Source organism: Microbacterium sp. AG790, assembly GCF_003634765.1.
Lineage (GTDB): Bacteria > Actinomycetota > Actinomycetes > Actinomycetales > Microbacteriaceae > Microbacterium.
Genome location: NZ_RBWZ01000006.1, coordinates 948,179 through 960,112, shown reverse-complemented (window position 1 = coordinate 960,112; position 11,934 = coordinate 948,179). Strand labels below are relative to the sequence as shown.

9 protein-coding genes are annotated in these 11,934 nt (G+C 70.1%); 4 read left to right on the top strand and 5 right to left on the bottom strand.

Annotated features, from left to right (window positions below):
- Positions 1 to 9 precede the first annotated feature (9 nt).
- Together DEU37_RS15145 and hemE are read right to left on the bottom strand one after the other, a co-directional pair.
- The gene (locus DEU37_RS15145; protein ID WP_310790681.1) at positions 10 to 1,479 is read right to left on the bottom strand and encodes an FAD-dependent oxidoreductase; all 1,470 of its coding nucleotides are present in this window, start codon (positions 1,477 to 1,479) and stop codon (positions 10 to 12) included.
- Positions 1,449 to 2,525: a uroporphyrinogen decarboxylase gene (hemE, locus tag DEU37_RS05055; RefSeq protein ID WP_121189506.1), complete on the bottom strand. Its 1,077-nt coding sequence runs from the start codon at positions 2,523 to 2,525 to the stop codon at positions 1,449 to 1,451. The genes DEU37_RS15145 and hemE overlap by 31 nt, the downstream gene beginning before the upstream one ends.
- A gap of 148 nt (positions 2,526 to 2,673) precedes the next feature.
- Here hemE and DEU37_RS05050 point away from each other — a divergent pair, with 148 nt between their 5' ends.
- Positions 2,674 to 3,978, top strand: a complete 1,305-nt coding sequence (locus DEU37_RS05050; RefSeq protein WP_259457139.1) for a glutamyl-tRNA reductase — start codon at positions 2,674 to 2,676, stop codon at positions 3,976 to 3,978.
- Positions 3,975 to 4,931 (top strand): LacI family DNA-binding transcriptional regulator, encoded by a 957-nt coding sequence (locus DEU37_RS05045; protein WP_121189505.1) that lies wholly within the window; start codon positions 3,975 to 3,977, stop codon positions 4,929 to 4,931. The genes DEU37_RS05050 and DEU37_RS05045 overlap by 4 nt, the downstream gene beginning before the upstream one ends.
- A gap of 238 nt (positions 4,932 to 5,169) precedes the next feature.
- On the opposite strand, the gene DEU37_RS05035 is transcribed toward DEU37_RS05045, so the two are convergent.
- From DEU37_RS05035 to DEU37_RS05025, 3 genes are all read right to left on the bottom strand, one after another.
- Positions 5,170 to 6,048, bottom strand: a complete 879-nt coding sequence (locus tag DEU37_RS05035; protein WP_121189504.1) for a TatD family hydrolase — start codon at positions 6,046 to 6,048, stop codon at positions 5,170 to 5,172.
- 47 nt (positions 6,049 to 6,095) lie between these two features.
- Entirely contained in the window at positions 6,096 to 7,658 is a 1,563-nt protein-coding gene (gene metG / locus DEU37_RS05030) for a methionine--tRNA ligase (RefSeq protein WP_121189503.1), read from the bottom strand.
- A 73-nt stretch (positions 7,659 to 7,731) separates the two neighbouring features.
- Complete coding sequence (locus DEU37_RS05025) at positions 7,732 to 8,745, bottom strand: LacI family DNA-binding transcriptional regulator (protein WP_016464622.1); 1,014 nt, start codon at positions 8,743 to 8,745, stop codon at positions 7,732 to 7,734.
- Between the two features lie 233 nt (positions 8,746 to 8,978).
- Here DEU37_RS05025 and DEU37_RS05020 point away from each other — a divergent pair, with 233 nt between their 5' ends.
- Positions 8,979 to 10,232, top strand: coding sequence for a maltose ABC transporter substrate-binding protein (locus DEU37_RS05020; protein ID WP_121189502.1), 1,254 nt, complete (start codon positions 8,979 to 8,981; stop codon positions 10,230 to 10,232).
- 73 nt (positions 10,233 to 10,305) lie between these two features.
- On the top strand, positions 10,306 to 11,934 hold the full coding sequence (locus DEU37_RS05015; protein WP_121189501.1) for an ABC transporter permease subunit: 1,629 nt from the start codon (positions 10,306 to 10,308) through the stop codon (positions 11,932 to 11,934).

Here is an 11,934-nt window from a genome sequence, read left to right as displayed (position 1 = left end):
GCGGTGCTCCTAGGAAACCGGGTGGGTGTGGAGGGAGGAGGACGGGAGGGATGCCGCGAGCGCGCGGTCGAGACGGGCGGCGAGGTCGCGGGCGTGCGGGATGACGGAGGCGAGGCCGGTACCGGCGGCGGCGGCCCCGGCGACGTGGATGCCCGCCGGAAGGTCGTCGGGGACACGGGCGCCGGCCACGGCATCCGTCCACTCCTGCACGACCAGGTCGACGACATCGGCCGCGGCCACGTCGACGCCGGTGAGGATCGAAACCTCGCGGGCGACGTCGGCGGGGGTGCTCAGCCCGCCGGCGGCGGCGTCGCGCGCCGAGAGACGCACCAGGTGGATGCCGTCGGGTGCGGCGGCGCGCGCCCAGTCCCACTTGGCGGTGATGTGCGTGAGGGCCTTGGCCGCCGTGGGCAGCGCGGCGTCGACGATGACGCCCGAACCGATCGGCTCGGCGGCGAGCCCCGGGTGCGCGATCGCGGCGGCGGCGAGGTAGACCCCCGCCGGGGTCTGTGCCGGCTCGTCGCTGCGCTCACCCCCGGTCGCCGAGCGCGTCGAAACGTCGTGCCCCGCCAGCAGCCGCGCGACTCCCGCGGGCCCCGTCGCGATCACGACCTGACGCGCCGACAGGGCTCCGCTCGTCGTCTCGACGGTGAACGTCTCGGCATCCGAGCGCACAGCACGCACCGCGACACCGGTGCGGATCTTCGCACCGTGGGCCTCCGCGGCCTCCGCGAGTGCCGCGGGAAGCCGCCACATTCCGCCGGCGATGCCGCCGACGGCGGCGCCGGCGCGCTGCCCGGTCGCGATCGCGTCCGCGGCTTCGAGAAGCGAGCCGCGGGAAACGACCTCGCGCCACATCCCGGGATGCAGCTGGGAGAGCCGCGCGTCGGCCGCGGGTCGCGAGTAGACGCTCCGACAGAGCGTGTCGACGAGCCGATCGGCGACACGCTCACCGAGGCGTTCGGCCACCAGGTCGTACAGCGACGGCTCGGCGTCGGCGGTGAGAGGCACCCGTCGCTCATCGCGCGCGCGGGCGGCGCCGTCGGCGCCGATGATCGCGACGACGTCGTCGGCGTCGGGATCGGCGGGGATGCCGAGAACGGTCCGCCGCGGCAGGCGAGCGCGGCGCACGCCGTCGTCCGTGGCGACGGCGAGCCAGGCTCCCTGGGGGCGCGGCGCGACCAGCTCGAGCGGGAGCCCGGCATCCGCGACGAGAGCGGCCACCGCATCGGTACGCGTCGCGAACGACTCCGCCCCGAGATCGATGTCCACCCCGGCGAGCGTCCCGCGCCGCAGCAGCCCGCCGACCTCCGACGCCGCGTCGATCACGACCACGTCGCGCCCGGCGCGGGCGAGATCGTGTGCCACGACCAGCCCGCCCATGCCGGCGCCGACGACGATGACGTCGGCGCCGGCAGCGCTCACGGGTGCGACGTCGCCGGAGGCGATCACCGCGCCGACTCCTCCGGGGCGCGCCACTCGTGCACGGTGCGCACGAGGTCGGTGAGCACGGTGGGGTCGGTGTTCATGGGCACGCCGTGGCCGAGGTTGAAGACGTGCGCCCGCGCCGCGCGTCCGGACTCGAGGGCGGCGTGCGCGGCCCGGCGGCGCACGTCCTCGGGGGCGAACAGGAGTGCGGGGTCGAGATTGCCCTGCACGGTGACGTCGCGGCCGATGCGGGCGACGGCGTCGTCGAGATCGACCCGGTAGTCGACGCCGAGGGCGTCCACGCCGATCGACGCCATGTCGGCGAGGATCTCACCGGTGCCGACGCCGAAGTGGATGAGAGGTACGTCGAGGCCCTCGCTGCGCACGGCGCGAACGGGCTCCAGCGCAGCCGCGGATGCCGGGAGCACCGCGCGCCGGTAGTCGGTGGGCGCGAGCGCTCCGGCCCAGGAGTCGAACAGCTGCGCTGCGCTGGCGCCGGCCCGCACCTGCAGAGCGAGGAAGCGTCCGGTCACCTCGGCGAGCCACGCCGTGAGGTCGGCCCAGGCGGCGGGATCGGAGTGGATGAGGCTGCGGGCGCCGAGGTGGTCCTTCGACGGGCCGCCTTCCACGAGGTAGGCGGCGAGGGTGAACGGTGCCCCCGCGAAGCCGATGAGCGGCAGCGGCTCGCCGCGGCGCTCACCCTCCTCCGCCAGCATCGCGACGGTGCGCTGTACGGCGTCGACGACCGCCTCGCCGCGCTCCTCCACGAGCGCCGGGTCGGTGCGCACGAGCTGTGAGATCTCCGCCGCCGTCCGCACCGGGTTGCGGAAGACGGGACCCCGGCCGGCGGCGATCTCGACCTCCACCCCGACGAGGTGCAACGGCACGATGATGTCGCTGAAGAACACCGCGGCATCCACCCCGTGTCGACGCACCGGCTGCATGGTGATCTCGCTGGCCAGCTCGGGGCTCAGGCACGCGTCCAGCATCGTGCCGGTGGCGCGCAGCGCCCGGTACTCGGGCAGGGAGCGTCCGGCCTGACGCATGAACCAGACGGGGGTGATCTCCGGACGATCGCCGCGGAGGGCGCGGACCAGACGTGAGGCGGAGGTGCCGTGCGCGGTCAGAGGATGAGCGGCGGCGGTGGCAGAGGTGATGATGATGCTCCCCGTGGGACGGACTCGAGTGGGCGTTAATCGTTATACTAACCTCGTTCCCTTCCGTTCGATTCACGACTGGACCCGCGTGCTCGTCTGCCTCTCCGCCCATCAGCGCACCACCCCTCTCGAGGCGTTGGAGCGACTGTCGGTGGTCGGAGATGCGGTCGCGACCGACCTCACGGCCGCGCACGAGAGCATCCGCGGAGCGGTCGTCCTGGCGACCTGCAACCGGTTCGAGGCGTACTTCGATCTCGCCGACGGTCCCGACGACGCGTCGCCGCTGCCGGCGATGGATGCCGCGATGGAGCGCCTCGCCGAGCTGTCGGCGCTGCCCTTCCGCGACGTCCGCGAGACCGTCGAGTTCGCGCACGGCAACCACGTGGCGCAGCACCTGTTCTCGGTCGCGTCGGGGCTCGATTCCGTCGCCGTCGGCGAGGACGAGATCGCCGGGCAGGTGCGGCGCGCGCTCGATGCCGCACGCCGGGAGGGCGTGACCACCGCTCCCCTCGAGCACCTGTTCCAGCGCGCCACCGAGACGTCCCGCGCGGTCAAGAACTCGACGAAGCTCGGCGAGTCGGGGCGCTCCCTGGTGCGCCTTGCGGTCGAGCTCGCCGGCTCGCGCATCGGGTCGTGGGAGGAGGCGCGGGTCCTCCTCGTCGGCACCGGGCGCTACGCCGCGGCATCCCTGGCGGCGCTGCGCGACGTCGGCGCCGTCGATATCCGCGTGCACTCGCGATCGGGGCGCGACCGCTTCGCGAAGCGCGAGCACCTCACGACCGTTTCGGCCGACGCGTTCGCCGCCGAGGCCGCCCGCGCAGACGTCATCGTCACCTGCACGACGACCACCGACACCTTCGCCCTCGATCTGGAGGGTCACGGCGCTGCCCGGTCCGGGGTGTCGACGCCGCAGCTGATCATCGACCTCGGGATGCCGCGCAACGTGGACCCGGGACTGCGCTCGCTCCCCGACATCGAGCTGCTCGACCTCGACACCATCCGCGTCCACGCACCGATCGACGAGTTCGCCACGATCGGCGAGGCCCGCCTCATCGTGCAGACCGCCGCTCAGCGTCACGCGATGGCGCGCCGCGTGCACGAGGTGGCGCCCGCGGTCGTCCAGATGCGCACCCACGTGCAGGCGGTGCTCGATCGCGAGATCGAGCGGGCGCGCTCACGCGGCGCGGGAGCCGAGACCGAAGCCGCTCTCCGCCACTTCTCCGGTGCGCTGCTGCACGGTCTGATCTCGCAGGGCCACACCCTCGCCGCCGCCGGGTCGGGCACGGGATGGACGAGCGCCGTCGAGACGGTTTTCCCCGCTGCCACCGCCACCCACCACGTGGCCGCCGGCACCGACGGCCGCAGTCGGGACAGCGACGGCGGACGCGGATGACACGCGTCACGCTCCGCGACGTCGCCGCGCGGGCGGGGGTGTCGACGGCGGCGATCAGCCAGGCCCTCAACGGTCGCGGCAACCTCAGCGCGGAGACGCGCGAGCGCATCAAGGCGGTCGCCGCTGAGCTCGGCTACGCCCCGAACAAGCATGCGAGCGCACTGCGCAGCGGTCGGACGATGTCGATCGGCTTCGTGATGGCGGCCAACTCGCTGCAGGACGGTCGGCGGGCGCTGCAGCGGGCACGCCAGCTCGACGCGCTGGTGCAGGCCGGAGCCGAGCGCGGATTCACCGTGACCGTGCTGCCCGACAGCCGTCCCGACCTGCTGGCGGGCGCCCAGATCGATGCGCTCTACTTTCCGGATCCGGCCGACGACCGCACGATCCTGCGCGACGCGGTGGCCGCCGGCATCCCCGTCGCGGCGAACGATCTCACCGTCCCCGGCGGCGTGCTGACGATCCGCACCGGTTACGCCGCGGCGGTCCGGGCCGGACTCGCGCACCTCGCGGAGGCCGGAGCGCAGCGCATCGGCTTCCTCGTGGACGAGAGCGAGGTGCCGCGCGACCAGCTCGGCGAGAGCGCCTACCTCGCCTGGAGCGCCGTGAATGGCCGCACGCCGCTCGTGGCGCGGGTGGATGCCGGGCGCCGACGGCTCGTGCCCGCCCTGCACGAGCTGCTGGACACCGACGTCGACGCCGTCTTCGCCTACTGCGAGGAAGGGCCCGAGATCTATCTGCATCTCGAGCAGATCGACACCGTCATGCCGCGCGATCTGCAACTGCTGGTGCTGTGCACGATCGACTGCGAGATGAACGCCCGCCTGGGAATCACCCACCTGTGCCTGCACCCCGAGAAGGCGCCCGAGGTGATGTTCGCCGCGCTCGATGCCGGCGAGGCGCCGCGCGCGATCGAGCTGCCGTTCGAGCTGGTCCGCGGCTCGACCACTCGCTGAGCCGCGGACCGGCGCGCCCGAGCCGGCAGGCCGCGGTTCCCTACTCGACGAGCCAGGCGGGCCGCCCCCACGGAGGTTCGTCCTCGAGGGCACGCCGTGTCTTCTCGTCGAGTTCGATCTCGTTACGCGGGTCGGAACGATCCTCGAGGTAGCGCCACAGTGTGTAGGAGAACTCCTCCGTCAGCCCTTCGTGACCTGCCCGCCCCGAACTCTCCGTGAAGCCGGTGATCGGCCGACATCAGTCCTCGAACGACCCGTAGACCTCGCGCGTGTTGGCCGCCAACTGTGCGCACAGCTCCTCGAGCGCCATCCCCAGCTCCTCGGCCATGAAGCGCACCGTCACCGGGATCAGGTACGGCGCGTTCGGCCGACCGCGCAGCGGCGTGGGCGTGAGGAACGGCGCATCCGTCTCGACGAGGATCCGCTCGCGCGGCGTCACCGCCAGCGCGTCGCGGAGGTTCTGCGCGTTCTTGAACGTGATGTTGCCCGCGAAGCTCAGCCAGTAGCCGCGATCGGCGGCGATGCGCGCCATGTCGGTGTCGCCGGAGAAGCAGTGGAACACCGTCCGCTCCGGCGCTGCCACCCGCTCCAGCGTCTCGAGAACGGCGTCATGCGCGTCGCGGTCGTGGATCTGCATCGCGATGCCGTGCTTCTTCGCCAGTGCGATGTGCGCCTCGAAGCTCTCGAACTGCGCCGGGCGCCCCGCCTCGTCGGTCCGGAAGAAGTCCAGCCCCGTCTCCCCGATCGCCCGCACCCGCGGCTGCGCGGCGAGCTGGTCGATCACCGCGATCGCTTCGGCCAGCATGCCCCGCTCGGCATACACGGGTGCCTCGTTGGGATGGATCGCCACCGCCGCCAGCACACGAGGGTGGGATGCCGCGGCCCACGCCGACCACCGGCTCGACTCGATGTCGCCGCCCGCCTGCACGGCACCGATCACGTTCACCTCGGCGGCGCGCCGCATCTGCTCATCGAGCGGGAGACCCTCGCCGTCTTCGATCTCGAGATGCGTGTGGTTGTCGTACACGGCCACGGGCAGCGGCTCCGGCGCCGGCGGGTAGGAAACGTCCCGAGCGCTCTTCTCGCGCACGCGCACGTACGTCGACGGATCGGTCATGACGTTTCGACTCCTCGTTTCGCTCGTCGCTCAACGACCGGGACGCGTCACTGCTCGATGCGCGGGAACAGCGGCTGGAGGCCGTTGACGCTGGTGCCGGGCACGAGCACACCCCACGCGCCCGCCTCGCGCAGCGGCTGATCCTGCAGACGCCCCGCGTGCCCGAGCGCGACCCACAGCTTCTCGGTGGCGATCGGCATCACGGGGCTCAGCAGCACCGCGAGCGCACGCAGACCCTCCGCGGCCGTGTAGAGCACCGTCCCGAGACGCGCACGCTGTGCCTCGTCCTTCGCCAGCGCCCACGGCGCGTTCTCGGTGATGTAGCCGTTGAGCGCGTCGACGATGGTCCAGATCGCGGAGATCGCCTCGTCCGGTCGGAAGCGCTCGATCGCGGCGTCGGCGGCGGTCGCGGCATCTGCCACGATCTTCTGGATGCCGAGATCGCCCTCCGTGTACGCGGCGGGCGGCGGCACGATGCCCTCGAAGTACTTCTCGATCATCGCCGTCGTGCGCGACGCGAGGTTTCCGAACCCGTTCGCGAGCTCGGCCTGGTAGCGCGCCGAGAGGTCCTCCCACGAGAACGAGCCGTCCTGACCGAACGCGATCGCCGAGAGGAAGTAGAAGCGGTAGGCGTCCGAACCGAACACGTCGGTGATCTCGGTCGGGGCGATACCGGTCAGCTTCGACTTCGACATCTTCTCGCCGCCGACGAGCAGCCAGCCGTGCGCGAACACACCGCGCGGCACGTCGAGCCCGGCCGCCATCAGCATCGCGGGCCAGATCACCGCGTGGAAGCGGAGGATGTCCTTGCCGACGACGTGGAATGCCGGCCACCGTCGCTCGAACTGCACGGGATCGGTGCCGTAGCCCACCGCGGTCGCGTAGTTCAGCAGCGCGTCCACCCACACGTAGATGACGTGCGACGGATCCCACGGCACGGTGATGCCCCAGTCGAAGGCCGAGCGCGAGATCGACAGATCCTTCAGTCCCGAGCGCACGAAGGAGACGACCTCGTTGCGCGCCGACTCCGGGCGCACGAAGTCGGGCTCGGTCTTGTAGAGCTCGAGCAGGCGGTCCTGGAACTCGCTGAGCTTGAAGAAGTAGTTCTTCTCCTGCAGCAGCTCCAGCGGCTTGGAGTGGATCGCGCAGACCTTGAGCCCCTCGAAGGCACCCGTGCCGTCGACGATCTCGGCTTCGGGTTTGAACTCCTCACAGCCCACGCAGTACAGAGCCTCGTACTCGCCGGCGTAGATGTAGCCGCGGTCGTAGAGCGCCTTCACGAACTGCTGCACGCGCTCCTCGTGGCGCGGCTGCGTCGTGCGGATGAAGTCGTCGTTGGCGACGTCGAGGGTCGTCAGCAGCGGGAACCACGACTCGGTGACGAGCTTGTCGACCCACTCCTGCGGGGTCACACCGTTCGCGGCCGCAGCGCGCAGCATCTTCTGTCCGTGCTCGTCGGTACCCGTGAGCATCCACGTGTCATCGCCCGCCTGGCGGTGCCAGCGCGCGAGCGTGTCGACGGCGACCGTCGTGTACCCGTGCCCGATGTGCGGCAGATCGCTCGGGTAGTAGATCGGCGTCGTGATGTAGAAAGACTGACCAGATGTCACCCGACGAGTCTAGTTCGGCCGGCCCGACGGCTCCCGCGTGTGACGACGAGCCGTCGGTGCGTCGGTGAGGTTCTCAGGCGCTTTCGCGAACGACGAGCGTGGTGGGCAGCACCACGGCATCCGGATGGCCGCCGGCGATCGCATCCAGCACCATCTCGACCATCGTGGCGCTGATCTGGGCCCACGGCTGGCGGATCGTGGTCAGCGGCGGCGTGTGCGCCGCCGCAAGCCCCGAGTCGTCGAATCCGGCCAGCGCGACGTCCTGAGGAATGCGTCGCCCCTGCGCGGCGAGCGTCTGGGCGGCACCGACGGCGAGCAGGTCGCTCGCCGCGAACACCGCATCGACGTCGGGCGCGCGCTCGAGAAGTCGAGCCATCGCCTCCGCGCCGGCCTCACGGGTGAAAGGCACCACTTCGACGAGGTCCCCGTCGAAGCGGTCGCCGAGTTCGTCGCGAAAGCCGTCGAGGCGGAAGCGGCCGCTGGGGGTGTCGAGCGGTCCGGTGATCAGCGCGATGCGGCGGTGCCCGCCATCCATGAGATGCCGCGTCATGGTGCGTGCCGAGCCGACCTCGTCGATGGCGACGTGCGCAACGGTGCGCCCTTCCCACAGCGGGATGCCGGAGCACACGGTCGGCACGCCCGCGTTCACCAGCGAGCCGAGCAGATCGTCGGATTCGTGAGAGGAGACGAGCAGGACGCCGTCGACGTGACCGGCGCGCACATATCGGGCCGCGTTGGCCTGTTCGCGCTCGGTGTCGGCGATGAGGAGCACGAGCGTCATCCCGCGCTCGGAGACCGCATCGGTCGCCCCTCGCAGCAGCAGCGCCATGTTCGGATCCGACAGCAGGACGTGCTGGGACTCGGTGAGCAGGAACGCGAGCGAGCCGGTCTTTCCGGTCGCGAGGCTGCGCGCAGCCTGATTGGTCGTGTAGCCCGTGGAGACGATCGCGGCATCGACGGCGGCGCGGGCTTCGGGCGACACCCAGTGCCCTCCGTTGAGCACGCGCGAGACCGTTCCGTACGAGACGCCGGCCGCGGCGGCGACGTCGCGGATGGTCGGCTTCTTCGGCACATCGCTGGGTGTCACGAGAGCCGACTCTACCGGTGTCTACAACGAATCCGGCCACAACCGCACCCTTCACTGTAACCGATCACAGTCCACTGACTGTAACCGGTCACAGTTCCATAACGAACCCGTGATCGCGCGCTTTTCGACCGCACAATGGAGGGCGTTCGCACCCGGTGCGACATCACGACAGGGCGGCGGAGCAGCCGAGCTACGGCCCCTCTCCCCCTGTGATCTCAGAGAGAGGCACACCGATGAAGGTGAAGAAGAAGGGCGCCGTCGCCCTCGGACTGCTCGTGGCGTCCGGCATCCTGGCGCTCGCCGGCTGCTCCGGCAGCACGACCGCACAACCGACGACCAGCGGCGACGCACAGGCCGCCACCAGCGGCGAGCTGACCGTATGGGTCGACGCCGACCGTGCTCGAGCGCTCGAGGATGTGGCGAAGAAGTTCGAGCAGGAGAAGGGCGTCAAGGTCAACCTCGTCGTCAAGGACTACGGCAAGATCCGCGACGAGTTCACCGCACAGGTGCCTACGGGCAAGGGACCCGACATCACGATCGGCGGGCACGACTGGATCGGCGCGTTCGTCAAGGACGGAATCGTCGCGCCGGTCGAACTGGGCGACAAGGCAGCCGACTTCGAGAAGGTCGCCATCGAGGCGGTCACCTACGACGGCAAGACCTACGGCCTTCCGTACGCCATCGAGAACATCGCCGTGCTGCGCAACACCGCGCTGGCCGACTCCACCCCGGTCACCTACGACGAGATGATCGCGAAGGGCCGCGCCGCCGGCACGGAGTACCCGTTCGTCGTGGGCCTGGACCCGCAGGCGTCCGACCCGTACCACCTGTACCCGTTCCAGACGTCCTTCGGCACCTCGGTCTTCGGACGCAACGCCGATGGCTCGTACGACGCGAGCAAGCTGACGATCGGCGACGAGGGCGGGCAGAAGTTCGCCGCGTGGCTCACCGCGCAGGGAGACACCGGCACCAAGGTGCTGAACCTCAACCTCTCCGGCGACCTGGCCAAGGAAGCCTTCAACGCCGGCAAGTCGCCGTACTTCCTCACCGGCCCGTGGAACGTCGCCGACGCCCAGAAGGCCGGCATCGACGTCGCGGTCGACGCGATTCCGACGGCGGGCGGCGGTGACGCACAGCCCTTCGCCGGCGTGCAGACGTTCTTCGTGAGCGCGAAGAGCGCCAACGCGCTGATCGCGAACGAGTTCCTCGTGAACTACATCGCCACCGCCGACGTGCAGACGGCTCTCTTCAAGGCCGGCGGGCGTCCCCCGGCACTGACCGCCGCGTTCGACGCCGCCAAGTCCGACCCGATCGTCGCCGGCTTCGCCAAGGTCGGCGCGAACGCGGTGCCGATGCCGTCGATCCCGCAGATGGGCTCGGTGTGGGACGACTGGGGCAAGACGGAGGCCGCCCTGATCAAGGGCGGCGGCGACCCCGCCGCCCAGTGGACCCAGATGGCCGACTCGATCGCCGCCAAGCTCGGTTGACCCCGTGCGGAGGGGTGGGCTCACGCTCGCCCCTCCGCACCCCGATCCCCACACGTTCCGACAGGAGTCGAAGATGACTGGCCCCACGATCGCCGCGCCGCCCACGCGCGCGCCCGAAGACCGCGCCGCGGCACGGCGCCGCCGACGCGCCGAAGCCTGGGCGGAAGCCGCAGGCGCCGGGTGGAAGGTCTGGCTGGTCAAGATCGTGTGCCTGGGTGTCATCGACGCGATGGCCGTCTATGCGATCCTCGTCCTGCTGACCAAGGACAGCGTCGTCATCACAGCGGTCGTTGCCCTCGGCATCCTCGCGATCAACGTCGTCTATCTTAAGCCCGGCCTTCTGCCGGCCAAGTACCTGACGCCGGGCCTGGTCTTCCTCTTCGTCTTCCAGATCTTCGTGGTCCTGTATTGCATCTACATCGCGTTCACGAACTACGGGTCGGGACACGTGTCGACCAAGGACGACGCCGTCAACGCGCTGCTGATCCAGAACCAGCAGCGCGTCGAGGACTCGGCCGCCTACCCGGTGTCGGTCCTCGAGAAGGACGGCGCCCTCTTCTTCCTCGTGACCACTCCCGACGGGACCGCCGAGATCGGCAGCGCCGAGCGGCCGCTCCAGGCCGCATCGGATGCCGAGTTCACGGGCGGCCGCGCGGCGGCGCTTCCCGGGTACACCACCTTGAACTTCGCTCAGCTCGTGGCCAACCAGGCGACGATCTCGTCGATGGCGGTGCCGTTCTCCACCGATCCCAACGACGGCACGCTCCAAACCCGCGACGGCTCGACGGCCTACCAGTACGTCTCCACGCTCGTGTGGGATGCCGCCGCAGGCACCATGACGAACACGCAGACGGGCGTCGTCTACACGGACAACGGCAACGGCTCCTTCGCCTCCGCAGATGGGCAGACCCTCGCCACGGGATGGCAGGTCTGGGTCGGCGTCGACAACTTCGTCCGGGCGTTCTCCACCGAGTCGATCCGTGGGCCCTTCCTCGCCGTGCTCATCTGGACGTTCGTGTTCGCCATCCTCTCGGTGGCGACGACCTTCGCGCTCGGCCTGTTCCTCGCGATCGTGTTCAACGATCCGCGGATGAAGAGCAAGAAGTACTACCGGGTCATCATGATCCTCCCCTACGCCTTCCCTGCGTTCCTGTCGGCGCTGGTCTGGCAGGGAATGTTCAACCAGGACTTCGGCTTCATCAACCAGTCCATCCTCGGAGGTGCGTCGATCCCCTGGCTGCAGGATCCCCTGCTGGCGAAGGTGTCGATTCTCGTCGTGAACCTCTGGCTCGGCTTCCCCTACATGTTCCTCGTCACGACGGGCGCCATCCAGGCGATCCCCGACGACATCCAGGAGGCGGGGCGTGTCGACGGCGCCGGTGCGTGGCAGATCTTCCGCCACATCAAGTTCCCGCTGCTGCTGGTGTCGGTGGCGCCGCTGCTGATCTCCTCGTTCGCGTTCAACTTCAACAACTTCAATCTGATCTACATGCTCACCGGCGGCGGTCCGCGCTTCGCCGACGCGTCGATCAACGTCGGCGCGAGCGACATTCTGATCTCGATGGTCTACAAGGTGGCCTTCGTGGGAGCCGAACGCGACTACGGCCTCGCCAGCGCGTTCTCGATCATCATCTTCGTGCTGGTGGCGGTCATCTCCTACCTCAGCTTCCGCCAGACCAAGGTGCTCGAGGAGCTGAACTGA

Coding starts and splice junctions, on each gene's coding strand:
- DEU37_RS05045 (WP_121189505.1), top strand. CDS start 3,975: ATGACACGCGTCACGCTCCGCGACGTCGCCGCGCGGGCGGGGGTGTCG.
- DEU37_RS05015 (WP_121189501.1), top strand. CDS start 10,306: ATGACTGGCCCCACGATCGCCGCGCCGCCCACGCGCGCGCCCGAAGAC.
- DEU37_RS05020 (WP_121189502.1), top strand. CDS start 8,979: ATGAAGGTGAAGAAGAAGGGCGCCGTCGCCCTCGGACTGCTCGTGGCG.
- DEU37_RS05035 (WP_121189504.1), bottom strand. CDS start 6,048: ATGACCGATCCGTCGACGTACGTGCGCGTGCGCGAGAAGAGCGCTCGG.